The following is a 17,698-nucleotide window of genomic DNA, read 5'->3' on the forward strand; positions in this document are numbered from 1 at the left end:
GACACCAACGCAACCAACCCCACCCCCACCCACCAGCACCCGACCACGCACCCCCGACCCGAGCGGCTACGCCCGCACCCCGGCCAGTAATACGCTGGAGGTATGTACGCGCGACGGCGTAGGCGCTACTTCGTGCTGATGGCCATGTGCCTGGTGCTCTTCATCAGCGCCTGGAGCTTCGTGCGGCTGTTGTCCGTCCCCGCGACCATCGGGCTGTGCGTGGCGGCGATGATCATCCCGCCGGTCGCTGTGATCGTCGGAAACCGGCGCGAGCCTGACGACCGCTGGTGGGACGAGCCCGAGGACGACAGTGGGCCACCGGCCGGAACGGCCGAGGGACAGGCCGGAGGCGAGGCCGCGGGACAGACCGGCGGCGAGGCCGAGGGACAGACCGGAGGCAGTCCCGGCAGCTACTCCGCCCGCCACCCCGGCAACAGTGGCCGGGCAGCCCGGGGCCGCCGACGATCCCACTGAGGCTCGACGTCCCGGCACACCCGTCAGCAGCTGGGCCTTCAGCAGCCCCGCCCCGTCAGCAGCCCCACCCCATCAGCAGTCCTGGCCCGTCAACAGCCCCGCCCCGTCACCAGCTGGCCGGCAGGCACCCGCCCGGCCTGCCGCCGTGCTCCCCGCTCCCCTGCTCCCCGCTCCCGCCGCGCCTCACAGGGTGAGGCGCGGCTTCGGTGCGTCCGTACGTCCCGTCGGGGGCCGGCGGCTCCCCGCGCGGTAGGGCTGCGGCCAGGGCGCAGCCGGGCCGTCGTAGCCCTGCTCGGCTGCGGCGTGCAGGGTCCAGTGGGGGTCGTAGAGGTGCGGCCTGCCCAGGGCGCAGAGGTCGGCGCGGCCGGCGAGCAGCAGTGAGTTGACGTCGTCCCAGGAGGAGATGGAGCCGACGGCGATGACGGGGACTCCGAGAGTGTTGCGGATGCGGTCGGCGTAAGGGGTCTGGTACGAGCGTCCGTAGTCGGGCTGCTCGTCCGGGACGACCTGGCCGGTGGAGACGTCGACGGCGTCCGCGCCGTGCTGGGCGAAGGCGTCGGCCACGGCGAGGGCGTCCTCGGGGGTGATGCCGCCGTCCGCCCAGTCCGTCGCGGACACGCGGACGGTCATGGGCCTGTCGCGCGGCCAGACCTCGCGCACGGCGTCGAAGACCTCCAGGGGGAAGCGGAGCCGCGCCGCGATGCCGCCCCCGTAGGCGTCGGTACGGCGGTTGGTCAGGGGCGAGAGGAAGCTGGAGAGCAAGTAGCCGTGTGCGCAGTGCAGTTCGAGAAGGTCGAAGCCCGCACGGTCCGCCCTTCGGGCGGCCTCCGCGAACTCCTCGCGTATGCCGTCGAGTTCGCCTGCCGTCAGCTCGTGCGGCACCTGGTTGACGCCCTCGCGGTACGGGACCGGCGAGGGTGCCACGAGGGGCCAGTTGCCGTGCGGCAGCGGCTCGTCGATGCCCTCCCACATCACGCGCGTCGAGCCTTTGCGACCGGAGTGGCCGAGTTGGACGCCGATGGCGGCGCCGGGCGCCTGCGCGTGCACGAAGTCGGTGACGCGGCGCCAGGCACGCTCCTGCTCCTGGGACCACAGTCCCGTGCAGCGGGGGGTGATGCGGCCGCGGGGGGAGACGCAGACCATCTCCGTCATGACGAGGCCCGCCCCGCCCAGCGCACGGGCGCCGAGGTGAACGAGGTGGAAGTCGCCGGGAGTTCCGGAGTCGTCCGGGGCGGAGTACATGTCCATCGCGGAGACCACGACCCGGTTCCGCAGGGTCAGTCCGCGCAGCCGGAAGGGCGTGAACATCGGAGGCGTGCCCTCGGGGACACCCGCTTCGTCCTCGACCGATCTGACGAAGCCGGCATCGCGCAGCCGCAGGTTGTCGTGTGTGACGCGACGGCTGCGCGTGAGCAGGTTGAAGGCGAACTGCCGGGAGGGCTGGGCGACATACGTGGCCAGGTCCTCGAACCACTCCAGACTTCCGCGTGCGGCACGCTGCGTGGAGAGGACGACGGGACGCCGCTCCGCCTCGTATGCCGCGAGTGCGGCGGGCAGGTCGGGCTGCTCCTCGATGCAGGCGGCGAGTGCGAGGGCGTCCTCGACGGCGAGCTTCGTGCCGGATCCGATCGAGAAGTGCGCGGTGTGGGCGGCGTCGCCGAGCAGCACCGTGTTGCCGTGGGACCAGCGTTCGTTGGCGACCGTGCGGAAGGCGATCCACTGCGAGTTGTTGCCGCGCAGCGGCCGTCCGCCGAGGGTCTCGGGAAAGAGCTTGGCGCACTGCCGGGCGGATTCCTGCTCGTCGAGCAGGTCGAGGCCCGCCGCACGCCATACCTCTTCGCGGGTCTCGACGATGACGGTGGAGGCGCCCGGGTTCCCGTCGGCGGCCCTTTCGTAGGGATAGGCGTGCAGCTGGAGGACGCCGTGCGGGGTCTCGGCGATCTCGAAGCGGAACGCGTCGAGAGCGAAGTCGGCGGCGAGCCAGATGTACCGGCAGCGGTGCGTCGTCGTCGACGGGCGGAAGACGTCGGCGTGTGCGTCGCGCGTGGTGCTGTGCACTCCGTCGGCGGCCACCACCAGGTCGTGCCGGAGGGCCAGTCGAGCGGCCGGGGGCGCTTCGGTCCGGAAGCGCAACTCGACGCCCAGCTCCCGGCAGCGGTCGTGCAGTACGGCGAGCAGGCGGCGGCGTCCCAGCGCGGCGAAGCCGTGGCCGCCGGAGGTGAGGGTGGTGCCGCGGTGCACGATGTCGATGTCGTCCCAGCGGACGAACTCGCGCTGCAGTGCGGCGTATACGGCGGGATCGGCGTGCTCGATGCCGCCGAGGGTCTCGTCGGAGAGCACGACGCCGAAGCCGAACGTGTCGTCGGGAGCGTTGCGTTCGTAGACGGTGACGGTACGGGAGGGGTCCAGACGTTTGAGGAGCGCCGCGGCGTAGAGTCCACCCGGCCCGCCGCCGACGACGGCGACGCGCATGCCCGCGCCGGACACCCCCGGCCCGCTCAACTCACTTCCCCTGCCACTTCGGTGGGCGCTTCTCCGTGAACGAGGCGTGGAACTCGGCGTAGTCCTCGGAGTGCATGAGCAGCGCCTGCGTGGACGCGTCCATCTCGACCGCGGCGGAGAGCGGCAGGTCCAGCTCGGCGGTGAGCAGCGCCTTGGTCTGGGCGAGGGCGAGTGCCGGTCCGTCGGCGAGACGGCGGGCGAGCTGCGCGGCTGCGTCGTGCGCCCGGCCCTCGTCCGTCAACTCGCTGATGAGACCGATGCGTTCGGCCTCCGGCGCCCGCACGGGCTCACCGAGCATCAAGATGCGCGTGGCGTGTCCGAGACCGACGACGCGTGGCAGCAGATACGCGGCGCCCATGTCGCCGCCGGAGAGGCCGACCTTGGTGAAGAGGAAGGAGAACCGGGCTGTCGGGTCGGCGACGCGGAAGTCGGCGGCGAGCGACAGCACGGCGCCCGCGCCCGCCGCGACCCCGTGAACGGCCGCCACGACGGGGAACGGCGCCTCGCGCAGCGCCCGTACGACCTGGCCCGTCATGCGGTTGAAGTCCAGGAGCTGCGCGGTGTCCGTGTCCAGGGTGGCGCCGATGATCTCCTCGACGTCGCCGCCGGAGCAGAAGCCGCGTCCCTCCCCTGCGAGCACGAGCGCGCGTGCGCGCCGTTCACGGGAGAGTTCCGCGAGGAGGTCGCGCAGGTCCGCGTACGCCCCGAACGTGAGGGCGTTCAGGCGGGCGGGACGGGCGAGGGTGACGGTGACGACTCCGTCGTCCTCAGTCACCCGGATGTGCTTCCAGTCGTCGGTGCGGCGGGCGGACCCCGTGTACGGGCTCATGCGGCTGCTCCCCGGCAGGCCGGCAGCGCGGCCGGGAGGACGCTCGCAGGCGCTCCCGGTTCGGGCGCATCCGGTTCGGTCACAGGAACGTGCACCGGCTCGCTCAGGGACAGGGCCTCCCTCGCGACGCCGACCATGCGAAAGTATCACCGCTTCGTGACTGCCGTCACGGGTACGCGATAGACGCACCCTCGGGGCGGCCGGCAGGAGCGGATAGCGTGTCGCCGGAAGCGCGTCCGGCAGCCCCGTGCACCGCAGTTCGGGAACCGCAGTTCGGGAACCGCAGTTCGGGAACCGCAGGCCGGGAACCGCAGGCCGGACGCCCGCACGTGGAAGGGGCTGCCCGGTGGACAGTGATCCGCTGATACTCGCGCTGCTGGCCCTCTTCGGGCTGCTGGGCGGTATCGGGATCACGGCGGTCGGGCCCGGCGGCGTGCTGCCCACGATCGGCATGTTCCTGCTGACGGGCCTCTCACCCGCGGGCGTGGCGGGCACCGCCATCGCCACGCACATCGCCACGGGAGCACTCGGCACCGCTGCGTACACACGCTCCGGTCAGCTGCGCGAACCGGGGACGAGACGGATCGCGCTCGTCCTCTCGGCGGTAGCCGTGCCCGGCGCACCGCTGGGTGTCTACTTCAACACCCTGGTCGGCGGGGAGGGATTCGCCCTCCTGCTCGCGGTGGCCGTCGCCACGACCGGCGTCCTGGTGTGGGTGCGCGAGCAGCGCGCCGTCCCGGAGCGCGAGGACCGCCCGGTCCGTCTGTCACCTCTGGCGGCCGGAGCGGTGGGGCTGGGGGTGTCCGTGGCCGCCGGACTGTTCGGCCTCGGCGGCCCGATGCTGAGCGTTCCGCTTCTGGTGCTCTGCGGTCTGCCGCTGCTTCCCGCGCTCGCCGCCGCGCAGGCCCAGTCGGTGATCATCGCCGGGGTGGGGACGGTGGGCTACGCGATGCACGGCTCCATCGACTGGCCGCTCGCCGTGCTCGTCGGCCTCCCCGAACTGGCGGGCGTCATGATCGGCTGGAAGATCGCCCGCGTCGTGCCCGTACGGAAGCTCAAGTACGCGCTGGCGGGAACGCTTCTGGCACTCGCGCCCTACCTCGCGCTGCACGGCTGAGACTGGGCCGCTGGGACTGGCGCGGCCGGGACTGGCGCGGCTGGGACTTGGCTGCGGCTGCGGCTGGGCCGGTCAGCCGCCCGCGGCGGCCAGCGTGGCGACGAGGACGGCCTTGATCGTGTGCATCCGGTTCTCCGCCTGGTCGAAGACCACCGAGTGCCCGGACTCGAAGACCTCGTCCGTGACCTCCAGGGAGTCGAGTCCGTGCCGGGCGTGGATCTCCCGTCCGACGGACGTCCCGAGGTCGTGGAACGCCGGCAGGCAGTGCAGGAACTTCACGTCCTCGGTGCCGGTGGCCCGCAGTACGTCCATCGTCACCGCGTACGGCCGCAGCAGCGCGATGCGCTCGTCCCAGACCTCCTTCGGCTCCCCCATCGAGACCCACACGTCGGTGGCGACGAAGTCGGCACCCCGCACCCCCTCCTCCACGGCCTCGGTGAGCGCTATGCGGGCTCCGGTGCGGGCGGCCAGCGCGCGGGCCTGCTCGACGACCGTCTCCTCGGGCCACAGCTGCCGCGGCGCGGCGATCCGTACGTCCATGCCGAGCAGCGCGCCCGTCACGAGGTAGGAGTTACCCATGTTGTTCCGGGCGTCTCCGAGGTAGGCGTAGGCCGTCTCGCTGAGGGGTTTGGCGCAGTGCTCGGTCATGGTGAGGACGTCGGCGAGCATCTGCGTGGGGTGCCAGTCGTCGGTGAGCCCGTTGTAGACGGGGACCCCGGCGTAGGCGGCCAGTTCCTCCACGACGGCCTGACTGCTGCCGCGGTACTCCATGCCGTCGTACATCCTGCCCAGCACCCGCGCGGTGTCGCGCGCGGACTCCTTGTGCCCGAGCTGGGACCCTGCGGGGTCCAGGTACGTGGTGCCGGCGCCCTGGTCCGCCGCTGCGACCTCGAAGGCGCAGCGCGTGCGGGTGGAGGTCTTCTCGAAGACGAGCGCGATGGTCCGGCCCCGCAGCCGCTGCTGCTCGGCGCCCGCCTTCTTGGCCACCTTCAGCTCGGCGGCCAGATCGATCAGGAAGCGGAACTCCTCGGGCGAGAAGTCCAGCTCCTTGAGGAAATGGCGGCCCGTGAGGTCTGTCGCCATGACGGCTCCTAGGTCGCTGGCTCGGTCGACAACCCTGGAATTCTATACCGTCCTTCGAATCCTTATACAAGCGGCCCGTCCCGTCGGGGCCGGTGCGCGGGCTCCCGGCCCGGCCCCGTCCGTCCGGTCCCGGCTCAGACCGGGTCCCGCTCCACAGGGCAGCTCATGCATCGCGGACCGCCCCGGCCCCGGCCCAGTTCGCTGCCCGGGATCTCCAGCACCTCTATCCCCAGTTTGCGCAGGTGGGTGTTTGTGGTGACGTTGCGCTCGTAGGCCAGTACGACGCCAGGCTCGACGGCCAGCACGTTGCATCCGTCGTCCCACTGCTCCCGCTCGGCCGAGTGCACGTCCTGGGTGGGCGTGAGGACGCGGATGTGGTCCAGGCCGAGAGCCGCCGCGATGGCGCGGTGCATGTGCTCCGGCGGGTGGTCGGTGACCTTCAGCTCGTTCGCGCTTCCGCCCGGTTCGATGGTGTACGAGCGGAGCATGCCCAGCCCCTCGTACTGCGTGAAGGTGTCGCCGTCGACCATGGTCATCACGGTGTCGAGGTGCATGAAGGCACGGCGCTTGGGCATGTCGAGAGCCACGATCGTGGTGGCGGATCCGGCTGCGAACAGGCCGCGGGCCAGCATCTCCACCGCCTGCGGGGTGGTGCGCTCGCTCATGCCGATCAGCACCGCGCCCGAGCCGATGACCAGCACGTCCCCGCCCTCGATGGTCGACGGGTAGGCGCCCTGCCCCTCGGACCACACGTGGAAACCGGTGTTCTCCGGACGGGTGAAGAGCGGGTGGTGCCGGTAGATCGCCTCGAAGTGGACGGTCTCCCGCTGCCGGGCCGGCCAGCGCATGGCGTTGATGGAGACACCGTCGTAGACCCACGCGGAGGTGTCGCGGGTGAAGAGGTGGTTGGGCAGCGGTGCGAGCAGGAAACCGTCGAGGTCCAGCACGTGGAAGCGGACCGAGGCCGGCTCCGGATTGGCCTCCAGGAACTCACGCTTGGTCATGCCGCCCACCAGTGCCTCTGCGAGCTCCCGGGCGGGCAGCCGGTCGAAGGCGGCACGCAGATGCGCGGTGGCCAGCGGACCGTACTCGTTCTCGTGGAAGACCCGGTCCAGGACGAGGGTGCGGGCCTCGGGGATCTCCAGCGTCTCCGTCAGCAGGTCACCGAAGAGGTGCACGGCGATGCCGCGGTCGCGCAGGGCGTCCGCGAGAGCGTCGTGCTCCTGGCGTGCACGGCGCACCCACAGCACGTCGTCGAACAGGAGCTCGTCCTTGTTCGTGGGCGTGAGCCGCTTCAGCTCCAGGTCGGGACGGTGCAGGATGACGCGGCGCAGCCGCCCGGCCTCGGAGTCGACATGGAATCCCATGCCTCCATCCTGGCCGAGGCGGCGGCGGCGTGCGCCGTGATTGTCGAAGATCCTCAGGTACGACGGGTGTGGCCCTGCCCGTCGCCGCGTCCGCCGTCGTCGTCGCCGTCGCGTCCGCCGCCGAGCGACGGGTCCCGCGCGAGCTGCGCGACGACGTCCGGTCCCACCCGGCAGCAGCCGCCGATCAGCCGCGCACCCCTGGCGAACCAGTCCGCGGCCCACGAGGCCGCCCCGCCCGGCCCGGACGAGTAGGTGGCCCTCCCCGCCCAGGCACGGCGGTCCGGGTCCCAGCGTTCGCCGCTGTTGGGATAGACGACGACCGGCTTGCCCGTCGTGGCCGCGGCGACCTCGACCGCGTGACTCACGTCCCGGGCGGCGCAGCAGTTCACGCCCACCGCCACCACCTGCTGCTCACCGGCCGCCACCGCGAAGGCGTCGGCCAGCGGCTGCCCGGCCCGCGTGCGCGGCCCGTCGACCGTGTAGCTCAGCCACACCGGGAGACCGCACGCCCGGGAGGCGCGCAGCATGGCCTCCGCCTCGTCCACGTCGGGCACCGTCTCCAGTGCCAGTACGTCCGGTTCCGCCGCTGCCAGCGCCGACACCCGCGGACGGTGGAAGGCGGTCAGTTCGCGGACGCTCAGCCCGTAGCGGCCGCGGTACTCGCCGCCGTCCGCGAGGACCGCGCCGTACGGGCCGACGGAGGCCGCGACCCACACAGCACGGTCTCCGGCCGCCGCGCGGGCGAGTGCCACGCTGCGGCGGAACAGGGCCTCCGCCTCGCGGCGCTCGATCCCGGCGCGGCCGAAGCCCTCGAAGGACGCCTGGTAGCTGCCCGTGACGAGTACCCGCGCACCCGCCCGCACGTAAGCAGCGTGCGCCGCCTCGATCTGCCGCGGGTCGTCCGCGAGCAGCCGCGCCGACCACAACTCGTCGGTCAGGTCGCAGCCTTGGGCCTCCAGCTGGTTGGAGAGGCCGCCGTCGAGCACGAGCGGGCCGCGGGCCAGCGCCGCGCCCAGCGGGAGGGCGGGGCGGCTCACGTCATGCCACCTGGGTCCGTACCTGCTCGGAGATCAGCTGAAGGTGATCGAGGTCGTGGAGGTCGAGGATCTGCAGATAGACACGGGAGGCCCCGGCCTGTTCGTACTGCCCGATCTTGTCGACGACTTCGGCCGGGGAACCGGCCAGGCCGTGCTCCTTCAGCTCCGCCACGTCCCGTCCGATGGCCGCCGCCCGGCGAGCCACCTCGGCGTCGTCCCTGCCGACACAGGCGACCAGCGCGTTCGACAGGACGAGGTCCCCGGGGCTGCGGCCGTGCTCCTGCGCCGCCGCGCGGACCCTGCCGAACTGCTCCTCGCTGTCGGCGACGGACGCGAAGGGGATGTTGAACTCGTCGGCGAAGCGTGCGGCGAGAGCGGGTGTGCGGACCTTGCCCAGACCGCCGATGAGGACCGGCACCTTCGGCTGGACGGGCTTGGGGAGAGCGGGCGAGTCGGTCAGCCGGTAGTACCTGCCGTCGTACGTGAACTTCTCACCGGCCGGCGTGGACCACAGCCCGGTGACGATCTCCAGCTGCTCCTGGAGCCGTCCGAACTTCTCCTTCGGGAACGGGATGCCGTACGCGCTGTGCTCCTCCTCGAACCAGCCCGCGCCCAGGCCGAGTTCGACTCTGCCGCCGGACATGGCGTCGACCTGGGCGACCTGGATGGCGAGGGGACCGGGCAGGCGGAAGGTCGCCGCCGTCATCAGGGTGCCCAGCCGGATGGAGCTGGTCTCCCGGGCCAGTCCGGCCAGGGTGATCCAGGCGTCCGTCGGCCCGGGCAGCCCTTCCGTCCCGCCCATCGCCAGATAGTGGTCCGAGCGGTAGAAGGCGTCGAAGTCCAGCTCCTCGGCGGCCCTGGCCACCTGCAGCAGCGTGTCGTAGCTCGCCCCCTGCTGGGGCTCTGTGAAGATGCGCAGCTTCATGGTCCGTATCCTGCCCTCCCTGCCCCGCTTCCCGCTCTCCCGACGCACTGCGGTGCCCGGCACGCGCAGCGGTGCCGGACGTCGCTCGTGGCGGCCGGCCGTACGTCTACGCCGCGCCGCCGTGCTCGTGCACCGCGAGCCGGCGGAGCATGGCCGTCACTCTGTCCTCCGATTCGTCCATCGCGTCGATGGCCTCGATGACGTGCCAGTACAGCCCCTGCTGGTCCGCGGTGACCGCGACGAGGACGAGTGCCACACCCGCCTCGACGAGCAGCCCGGCGAGGTCGGTCAGAGCGCACTTCGGGTCCTGGATCTCGGAGAGCCTCGCGGCGCGGGCGGCCCCGGGGGACGGTCCGAGGTGCTCCGGCGAACGGCAGGCGCGACCGCCCACCTCGCTCAGGGCCTTCGCCTCGGGGCGCACCAACTGCGGGCCGCTCTCCGCCAGATGGCGTCCGACAGCTTCCACAAGCGCCTGCGCCTGCCATGCCTCGGCGAGGATCTCCCGCACCGATGAGCACTCCACAAGCGCATGCCGGGTGGCCTTGATGAGATGCACGGCATCCAATGTCACCACCTCCCTTCACGGTTCTCGCTACGCAGAGTGACCATCAAGGGGCAGATGAACCAGGGAGTTTGTGGAAACTTTGGACATTTAGCCCTGCATGGACACGGTCCTCACTCCATAGAGTGACCGCTTCCGGTGCTCGGGAAACGCTTCTCGTTCCGCTCGATCTTCGAAGACAGCGCTTGCAGCGCGTCGACGCCCAACACCTCGCAGAACTGGAGGAGATACGCGAGCACGTCCGCGACCTCGTCCTCGACCCTGTGCGCGGTCCCCGGATGCGACATCACACGGGCCGATTCCTCGGGCGTCAACCACTGGAAGATCTCGACGAGTTCGCCCGCCTCGACGCTGAGCGCGGCGGCGAGGTTCTTCGGCGTGTGATACCGGCCCCAGTCGCGGGCCGCCGCGAACTCGGCCAGCCTCCGCTGGAGTTGCGCGACCGTCAGATCGCTGCCGGGCGTGGCCGTCGGCGTCAGATCGCTGCCGGGTCGCGGGTTGCTGCCGGCGCCCGCGGACGGAGGGGCTTGAGGCAAGGAAGGTTCGCTCACGTCCCCAGGTCTACCAGGCCGACCCCTGGCGACGATTCCGCCTCCCGCGCCGCCGCCCCCGCGTCGCTCACCGCTCCCAGCAGCCGCACATGCCCCCGCTCGCCCATCCGCACCGCCAGCGACAGCAGTTCACGTGTCTGGCGGCCGTCCAGGGCGCGGTCGAGACCGTCCGCCAGTACGGTCAGCGCCTGCCGCGCGGGCAGCACCTCCTGCGCAGGGTCCATGGACAGCACCCCGGGCCCCGTGAGGAGGACCAAGGCGAGCGCCGTGTAGCGCAACTCCCCGTCGCCCAGCCACTCCAGAGGCGTCCGGGCGTCGTCCGCGCCGCGCACCAGCAGCGCCCGCATCATCCCCCGGTCCCGTCCGTCGTCCACGACGTCGGAGGCCAGGTCGGCGACGGGGCCCGCACATCCGGCCCGCACCGCCGCGACGAGCAGGCCGTGCCGGGTACCGCACTCCATGCGGGTGCGGCGCAGCACGGCCGCCAGGTTGTCGCAGCCGCCCCGCAGCAGCTTGTCGGCGGCGGAGACCGGGTCGCGCATGTTCTCCGGACGGGGGTCGCAGGCGAAGGCCGAGCGCAGTGCGACGACGACCTGTTCCGCGGCTGCCAGTACGCGGCGTTCCTCCTTGCTCCCGCCCGCAACGCGCAGCGGCAGCAAGGCGGTTGCGAGCCGGTCGTCGGGCAGCCGCGCACGGGTGACACGACCGGGACCGGCGCTGTGCCACTCCGCCTGCACCGCAGGGCGCGCGGGGTCGCGGAGCGCCGTGGACAGCAGCGTCCGGCCGTCCGACGCGGTCAGCCGCTCACCGACGACGCGCAGTGCGGGTTCGGCCTGCACGGCCAGGTCGAGTCGCACCGCCCCGGCGGGACCGTCGACGGTGCAGCCGAGCTGGAAACCGCGCCGCCCCTGGGCGTCGGGCCGTGCCGAGTGGGGCACGTACGCCGTCGCTCCCCCGGCGCCGCGGCCGAAGACCTCTCCGAGCGCCTCTCCCCCGCCGAGCCGCGCCAGCGCCTCGTACGCCTCCAGGACGCTGGACTTGCCGCTGCCGCTCCCTCCCGTCAGCAGGGTGACCGGCGTGAGGGGGACGGTGCGCTCCCGCAGCGCACGGAACGCGGACAGCCGCAGCCGGGTGACGGTGGCGGGCGACGGGCGCGCGGCGCCGTCGTCCTCGGGCAGCGGCGCTTCCTCCGAGGTGGCGGCAGGAAACGGATTGCTCGTGACATGCATGCACCGGACCGTATGCAGTGCCGTACGGGCGAACCGTTCCCTCCGCGCCCCGGCCCCCCGAACGAGCGACGACGACGTTCTCCTCTCCGCCTCCTATCCGCCCCTTATCCGCCCCTTCTCCGCCCCTTCTCCGTCTCCTCTCCGCCCCTCATCCGCCCCTTCTCCGCCGGGCAGGCGCGGTGGCGATGCGGGCGGCCGGCCTCGAGCAGGGTGGAGATCTGGCCGACTCCCGGGAGGGGAAACACGCGGTCCGGCCCGGGTGGCTGGGGGTTGCGTCGGGTTGCGTTCGTTAACCGACGGGCCGTCAGGACCGGGGCTCAGGCGCCTCCTCCGGGGGCCGGACGAGCCTCCCGGAGCAGGACACGGCAGGCAGCCGCAGTGGCCGCGGCCCACCGGATGTATGCGCTTCCGCGGGAGTGGGACGACCGGCCCGCGAAAGCGGGGATAGCTCTCGCAATTTCGATGGAAACAACTGAGGAAAAGTCACCTGAGAAGCCATCGGGAAGTGGCGGGAATTGCCACTGGCGCAGTGCCGCGATCATGCTTTCCGAAGCCCGCGTATATCGAACTGTGACCAAAAATCTGCCCGTTGACATGTACTCATCGAGCGCTTCACCTGCTAATTCTAAGGTGTTCTCATCCCCCACACCTTCGGAGAAGTCGACTTCATGCGCACTTTAAAGCTGCTGTTCGCCACCGTGCTGGCGTTCGTGGCCGTGGCCTTCGTTGCTCCAGGGTCACATGCGGCCGAGGGTAAATATGTCGCTCTGGGAGATTCGTACACCGTCGCGGTAGGAACCAATACCTACGACAACCCGGACGACGCCTGCCGGCGCGGCCCCACTTCCTACACCAGGCTGTGGGCCGCCGCGCACCCGAACGTCGGTTTCGTGGAAGCGGCGTGCTCCGGCGCGACCACGGCAGACGTGATGAACACGCAGGTCGGTCAGCTGACCGCGGACACGTCCCTGGTGACTCTTCAGATCGGCGGCAACGACGTCGGTTTCGTCGACGTTCTGAAGAACTGCATTCTCACCGCGGACGACGCCGACTGCCTGGCAGGTGTCGAAGCGGCAAAGGCAGCTGCGAACAGCCAGCTGTCCCCTCAGCTTTCAAAGACCTACGCAGCCGTACGTGCGGCCGCACCGTCCGCGAAAGTCATCGTCGTCGGATATCCCCGGCTCTACACAATTGGAGGTGACTGCGGCATTCTCGGCCTCAGCGACAAGGAGCGCACCGCTCTGAACTCCGCGGCCGACACTCTTGCCGAGATCATGTCCGCGCGTTCGCAGGAAGCAGGCTTCACATTCCTCGACGCGCGCCCCGTGTTCGACCCGCACACGATCTGCTCCGGCAACTCGGAATGGGTCACCAGCCTCGAGTGGGAAAAGCTCAACGAGTCCTACCACCCGAACGTCGAGGGTCACAGGGACGGCTACCTCGCCGCCCTCAACCCCCTGATGGGCTGACGGGATCGGAGCCCGCCGCGTTTCCAGCGGGCCGGAAGGGCGTCCGTCCTCGGGACGGGCGCCCTTCGCCGTGCCCGGCACCGCGAGCCGACCGCCGCGAGCCGACCGCCGCGAGCCGCATGCCGCGGGTCCTCAGCGTCCCGCTTTCGCCAGCGTGTCCGCCGAATCGCCGTCCTCGCCCACGAGCATCTGGGAGGCGGCGAGTTCCCGGTAGAGAGGGTCGGACTTGACCAGCTCCTTGTGGCTGCCGAACGCGCGGATCTCACCGTGCTCCATCACCACGATCTGGTCCGCGTGCGTGACCGTCGAGAGCCGGTGCGCGATGGCGATGACCGTGCACTTGCGGGCCGCCTGGTCCACCGCTTCCCGGAGCGCCTGTTCGTTACGGGCGTCGAGCTGGGCCGTCGCCTCGTCGAGCAGCAGCACCTCGGGCTTGCGCAGCAACGCCCGTGCGATCGCGAGGCGTTGACGCTCACCGCCGGAGAGCGACACACCGCGGTTGCCCACCTCGGTGCGGAGGCCGTCGGGAAGCCGGGCGATCAGCGCGTCGAGACGCGTCACGCGGAGTGCCTCGGCGATGTCCTCCTCGGAGGCGTTCGTCGCCGAGTACTTGAGGTTGTCCTCCAGCGTGCCCGCCATCACCGGCGAGTCCTGCTCGACGTAGGCGATGCGCCTGCGCACCTCGGCACGGCGCATCGTCTCGATGTCGACGCCGTCGATGATGATCCGTCCGGCTGTCGGGTCGTAGAAGCGCTGAAGCAGCGCGAACATGGTCGTCTTGCCCGCGCCGGACAGGCCGACCAGGGCGGTCTGCGTGCCGCCGGGGATGGTGCAGTCGATGCCCTTCAGCGCCGTGCCGCGGCCCGGGTAGGAGAACCGCACGTCCTGGAACTGGATGGTGGGCGGGCCGGGGATCTTCAGCTTCATCGTGGACGGACCGTCCGAGGTGTCCTGCCCGCCTGCCCGGCCGTTCGGGCCGTGGCCCTGCGCGCCCCGGTCGTCGGTGTGCCCGTTCGGCGGGACGTAGGACTTGCCGTACGCCGGCAGCGGCCCGCTCACCTTGCCGTTCGCGTTCCCGTTCGCGCGGGCCGCGGGGAGGGCGGGGACCACCGGCACCTCGTCGACGTCGGCCTCGACGGCCATGCGCTTGATCTGCTCGATGCGGCCCACCGCGCCGAGGCCCTGCTGGAGCATGCCCAGCCCTGCCACGAGGGAGCCGATCGGGCTCGCGAGGTAGAAGACGTAGAGGAGGAAGGCGATCAGTTCGGGCGTCTCGAGATCGCCGGAGGCCACGAGCGCGCCGCCCACTCCGAGCACGGCGAGGAACGCCGCCTGGATGGAGACCCCGGAGAGGATCTTGACGACGGCCACGTAGCGGGCGCCCACCAGGCCCGCCTGGTACGCGCCGTCGATGGCCCGTTCGGCGACCTCCGTCTCACGGTCCTCGGCACCGTTGGCCTTGACCGTACGGGCGGCGCCGAGCGTGCGGTCCAGCGCGGCGCCGACCGCACCGATCGACTCCTGCGCACGGGAGACGGCCTTGCGGATGCGGGGCAGGATTCCGCCCATCACCAGACCGACCGTCAGCAGCACGCCGACCGTCACGCCGAGCAGCCCCAGGTGGACGACGCCCATCAGCACGGCCGCACCGAAGATGCTGAGCACGCCGTTGGCGATCATCACGAGACCTTCGGTCGCCGCGTTCTGCAGCAGTGTGCTGTCCGAGGTGACCCGGGCGATGAGGTCGCCGGGCGGCCGGCGGTCCAACTCCGGTATCCGCAGCCGGATCAGGCGGAAGACGAGGTCCTGACGCACCCGGCGGACGACGCGCTCCGACGTGCGCTGCTGCCACCAGGACTGCAGACCGGTGAGGCCGGCGCCCGCCACGACGAGACCGCCCAGCACGATCACCGGCCCGACCACGTCACCGCCGTCGGAGAGGGAGTTCAGCACCTGCTGCGCCACCAGCGGCTGCGCCAGGCCCGCGCCGCTCGCGGCGAGCACGAGCAGCAACGTCGCGAACAGCACGAGGCGGTGGGGTCGCGCGTACCCCATGAGCACCCGCAGCGGCGCACGCTTGCGGTGGTCGATGCGGAGGATGCTGGCCCTGGGGTGCCCGCCGGTGCCGGGCACGGTCGGCTGCGGAGGGGCGGGAGGGGGCTGGGAGCCCTGGAACAGCCCGAAGTGCTCGGGGGTTCTCGGAGCCGTCGTCATGTGGGAGTCCTCAGGTCGCAATCGGACGGGTTCAGCCTGCTGCCTGGACGTCCGCCGGACGGGCGGCGATACGGTCGAGATGGTCGGCGGCGGCGAGCACACCGCCGGCAGCGCGGAAGGAACGGCCGATCGCCTCGGCTGCCGCCCGGTGTCCCCCCGCGGGATCGAGCACGGACTCGACGGCCGCCGCCAGCCGCGGAGCGTCCACCCTGTTGAAGCGCACGCGTACGCCGGCACCCGCGTCGGCCACCTGCCCGGCGACGATCGGCTGGTCGTCGCGGATGGGGGCCACGACGAGCGGAACCCCGTGCCACAGGGATTCGCAGACGGTGTTGTGGCCGGCGTGGCAGACGACGGCGTCGAGGTGTGCCAGCAGGTCGAGTTGGGGCACGTACTCGCGCACGATCACACCCTCGGGAACACCGCCGGGCATCCCGCCGAGGACGCCGCCCGGGTCGACGACGATGCCCTGGACCCGCTCGCGCAGGGCGTGCATGGCGTGCACCGCCTCGGTCAGGAACCTCGTCCCGGCGTCCGCGTTGGCCGTGCCGAGCGTCACCAGGACCTTGCGCCGCTGCGGGTCCAGCTCCCCGTACGGGAAATCGCTCTGCGCGGCACGGGGAGCGATCGCGGGCCCGACCATCTCGATACGGTCGCTGGGCAGCGGCGCGTCGCCCAGCAGCGCCCGCCCGGTGAAGGCGATGACGCCGTGCGGCGAGTAGCGGGGGTCGCCGGTCTGCTCCGGGTCGCCGAACCGCTCGCGCAGCGAGGCGAAGATCCCCTTCAGCCAGGCCTCGACCTTGGGCATCGAGGAGAGCGGATCGGTCAGTTCGGCCGAGGTGGTCACCGACGTCACGTACGGCAGGCCGCGGCGCTCGGCGACGAGAGCACCCGCGACGGCGTGCTGGTCGTGCACGACGACGTCCGGGTCGAACGCCTCGACAGCGGAGTCGACACCGGGCGCCATCAGTTCGGCCAGCGGTGAGAAGAACTCCTCCCACAGGAAGCGGAATGCGGCGGGCCCGGTGAGCTTGGCCGGCCTCTTCAGGCCCACGTCCGGCATCCCGGTCTCGAAGACCACGGCGTCCGCTCCGGCGAGCCGGTGGATCTGTTCGGGGTAGCCCGCCCACGCCACGCGGTGGCCGCGGCGGGCCAGTTCGTCCGCGACGCCGAGCAGCGGGTTGATGTGCCCGACCAGCGGGGGGACGACGAGGAGAAAGCGAGTCACCGTACTGCCTCGGTCAGTTCGTGCTCCCGCACCCACTCCAGGAGGATGTCCCGGGTGTCGTCCGTGCGCTCCACCAGGACGGAGTGCCCCTGGTCGGGCAGCACCACGGTGCGGCAGCGGTCCAGTTTGGCCTCCAGGGAGGGCACCTGGGCCGAGAGCCCCGACTCGTCGCCGAATATCGCCAGCAGCGGGCAGCCGATGGCGGACAGGTCGTCGGATATGACGCGTCCGCTGGGAACGTCCTCGGCCAGCGTGGTCGTCTGCAGGATGCGGCTCGCACCGCGCGAGAGGCGGGCCGTGTGCGCGCCGTGGTTGTCCTTGATCCAGCCGATGACCTCCTCGTGCCTCAACTGGTCCTTGGCGTCGGCGAGTCCGTCGGCCATGTGCCGTGTCCACTCCTCGACGGGCGGCTCGGACTCGATCATGCTGACGGTCGCGACCCGGTCGGGGTGCCAGGCGGCGGCAGCGGCGGCGATCGTGCCGCCGAAGGAGTTGCCGACCACGTGGACGCGGCGGCGCTCACCGAGCGCGTCGAGCAGTCCGGCGAGGTCGCCGACGAAGCGCTCCAGCTGGTAGCCGGACTTCGGCCGGTCGCTCCGCCCGTGACCGCGCAGGTCGTACATGATCACGTCGATGCCCTCGGCGGCGAAGGCCGGGCCGAGGGTGAAGTAGTAGCTGGCCAGGCTGTCCGTGAGCAGACCGTGCACGAAGACCACGACCGGCGGCTCGCCGAGCGCGTCGTCGCGGCCCGTCGCGGGCAGTCTCTGCACGTGGGTGGTGATCTCTCCCGTGGAGATCTTCATCCGGATCAGCCTGCTTCCGTGGCGCGCAGCGATTCCACGACGTGGTCGACGAGCTGTCCGACGGTCAGCGCGATGATCTCGTCGAGTTCGAGCTCGGCGACGAACTCGGCGAAGTTGACGCGGTCACCGTAGTGCTCGCGCAGAGACCCGGACAGCGCCACGAGGTCGATGCTCTCCAGCTCGAGATCGTCGTGGAACGTGGTCTCGCGGCCGATCTCGGCCTCGTCGAGCCCGTATTCCTCGAGCAGCGTCCGCAGCATGCCGGCGATGTCCGCCAGCACCGCCCCCGCGTCGGTCGCCGACGGCGC

Annotated in this window: 16 protein-coding genes; 3 read left to right on the forward strand and 13 right to left on the reverse strand. The window is 71.4% G+C overall.

Annotated elements, in window-relative coordinates:
• The first annotated feature begins 102 nt into the window (after nucleotides 1-102).
• The gene (locus ACFPA8_RS00005; RefSeq protein WP_386440308.1) at nucleotides 103-474 is read left to right on the forward strand and encodes a DUF3099 domain-containing protein; all 372 of its coding nucleotides are present in this window, start codon (nucleotides 103-105) and stop codon (nucleotides 472-474) included.
• Between the two features lie 183 nt (nucleotides 475-657).
• Here the strand turns inward: ACFPA8_RS00005 and ACFPA8_RS00010 are convergent, their stop codons facing one another.
• Complete coding sequence (locus ACFPA8_RS00010) at nucleotides 658-2,946, reverse strand: bifunctional salicylyl-CoA 5-hydroxylase/oxidoreductase (RefSeq protein WP_386440404.1); 2,289 nt, start codon at nucleotides 2,944-2,946, stop codon at nucleotides 658-660.
• 31 nt (nucleotides 2,947-2,977) lie between these two features.
• A complete protein-coding gene (locus tag ACFPA8_RS00015; RefSeq protein WP_386440310.1) occupies nucleotides 2,978-3,805 on the reverse strand; it encodes an enoyl-CoA hydratase family protein in 828 nt (275 codons plus the stop codon).
• Between the two features lie 346 nt (nucleotides 3,806-4,151).
• Here ACFPA8_RS00015 and ACFPA8_RS00020 point away from each other — a divergent pair, with 346 nt between their 5' ends.
• Complete coding sequence (locus tag ACFPA8_RS00020) at nucleotides 4,152-4,922, forward strand: sulfite exporter TauE/SafE family protein (protein ID WP_386440312.1); 771 nt, start codon at nucleotides 4,152-4,154, stop codon at nucleotides 4,920-4,922.
• 72 nt (nucleotides 4,923-4,994) lie between these two features.
• Here ACFPA8_RS00020 and argF read toward each other — a convergent pair whose 3' ends face one another.
• From argF to ACFPA8_RS00055, 7 genes are all read right to left on the reverse strand, one after another.
• Nucleotides 4,995-6,005, reverse strand: coding sequence for an ornithine carbamoyltransferase (gene argF, locus ACFPA8_RS00025; RefSeq protein ID WP_386440314.1), 1,011 nt, complete (start codon nucleotides 6,003-6,005; stop codon nucleotides 4,995-4,997).
• A 134-nt stretch (nucleotides 6,006-6,139) separates the two neighbouring features.
• Nucleotides 6,140-7,372: an arginine deiminase gene (locus ACFPA8_RS00030; RefSeq protein ID WP_386440317.1), complete on the reverse strand. Its 1,233-nt coding sequence runs from the start codon at nucleotides 7,370-7,372 to the stop codon at nucleotides 6,140-6,142.
• Nucleotides 7,373-7,425: 53 nt separating this feature from the next.
• Complete coding sequence (mmuM, locus tag ACFPA8_RS00035) at nucleotides 7,426-8,409, reverse strand: homocysteine S-methyltransferase (protein WP_386440320.1); 984 nt, start codon at nucleotides 8,407-8,409, stop codon at nucleotides 7,426-7,428.
• A 1-nt stretch (nucleotide 8,410) separates the two neighbouring features.
• Nucleotides 8,411-9,334 (reverse strand): LLM class F420-dependent oxidoreductase, encoded by a 924-nt coding sequence (locus tag ACFPA8_RS00040; RefSeq protein ID WP_386440323.1) that lies wholly within the window; start codon nucleotides 9,332-9,334, stop codon nucleotides 8,411-8,413.
• 106 nt (nucleotides 9,335-9,440) lie between these two features.
• Entirely contained in the window at nucleotides 9,441-9,890 is a 450-nt protein-coding gene (locus ACFPA8_RS00045) for a DUF6099 family protein (RefSeq protein WP_386440326.1), read from the reverse strand.
• A 119-nt stretch (nucleotides 9,891-10,009) separates the two neighbouring features.
• Complete coding sequence (locus ACFPA8_RS00050; protein WP_386440406.1) at nucleotides 10,010-10,375, reverse strand: nucleotide pyrophosphohydrolase; 366 nt, start codon at nucleotides 10,373-10,375, stop codon at nucleotides 10,010-10,012.
• 68 nt (nucleotides 10,376-10,443) lie between these two features.
• Nucleotides 10,444-11,676 (reverse strand): AAA family ATPase, encoded by a 1,233-nt coding sequence (locus ACFPA8_RS00055; protein ID WP_386440329.1) that lies wholly within the window; start codon nucleotides 11,674-11,676, stop codon nucleotides 10,444-10,446.
• A gap of 668 nt (nucleotides 11,677-12,344) precedes the next feature.
• On the opposite strand from ACFPA8_RS00055, the gene ACFPA8_RS00060 reads away from it, so the two are divergent.
• Nucleotides 12,345-13,145, forward strand: a complete 801-nt coding sequence (locus ACFPA8_RS00060) for an SGNH/GDSL hydrolase family protein (protein ID WP_386440332.1) — start codon at nucleotides 12,345-12,347, stop codon at nucleotides 13,143-13,145.
• Between the two features lie 132 nt (nucleotides 13,146-13,277).
• On the opposite strand, the gene ACFPA8_RS00065 is transcribed toward ACFPA8_RS00060, so the two are convergent.
• Genes ACFPA8_RS00065 through ACFPA8_RS00080 form a run of 4 tightly spaced genes read right to left on the reverse strand, consistent with a single transcriptional unit; the run spans nucleotide 13,278 to nucleotide 17,650 of the window.
• Nucleotides 13,278-15,359 (reverse strand): ABC transporter ATP-binding protein, encoded by a 2,082-nt coding sequence (locus ACFPA8_RS00065; protein ID WP_386440335.1) that lies wholly within the window; start codon nucleotides 15,357-15,359, stop codon nucleotides 13,278-13,280.
• 31 nt (nucleotides 15,360-15,390) lie between these two features.
• On the reverse strand, nucleotides 15,391-16,587 hold the full coding sequence (locus tag ACFPA8_RS00070) for a glycosyltransferase (RefSeq protein WP_386440338.1): 1,197 nt from the start codon (nucleotides 16,585-16,587) through the stop codon (nucleotides 15,391-15,393).
• A complete protein-coding gene (locus tag ACFPA8_RS00075) occupies nucleotides 16,584-17,390 on the reverse strand; it encodes an alpha/beta fold hydrolase (RefSeq protein WP_386440340.1) in 807 nt (268 codons plus the stop codon). The genes ACFPA8_RS00070 and ACFPA8_RS00075 overlap by 4 nt, the downstream gene beginning before the upstream one ends.
• A gap of 5 nt (nucleotides 17,391-17,395) precedes the next feature.
• Nucleotides 17,396-17,650 carry an acyl carrier protein gene (locus tag ACFPA8_RS00080; protein WP_386440409.1) on the reverse strand — a complete coding sequence of 85 codons (255 nt, stop codon included), beginning with the start codon at nucleotides 17,648-17,650 and terminating at the stop codon, nucleotides 17,396-17,398.
• Nucleotides 17,651-17,698: the final 48 nt, after the last annotated feature.

It is taken from the genome of Streptomyces ovatisporus (assembly GCF_042653885.1).
Taxonomy (GTDB): Bacteria; Actinomycetota; Actinomycetes; order Streptomycetales; family Streptomycetaceae; genus Streptomyces; species Streptomyces ovatisporus.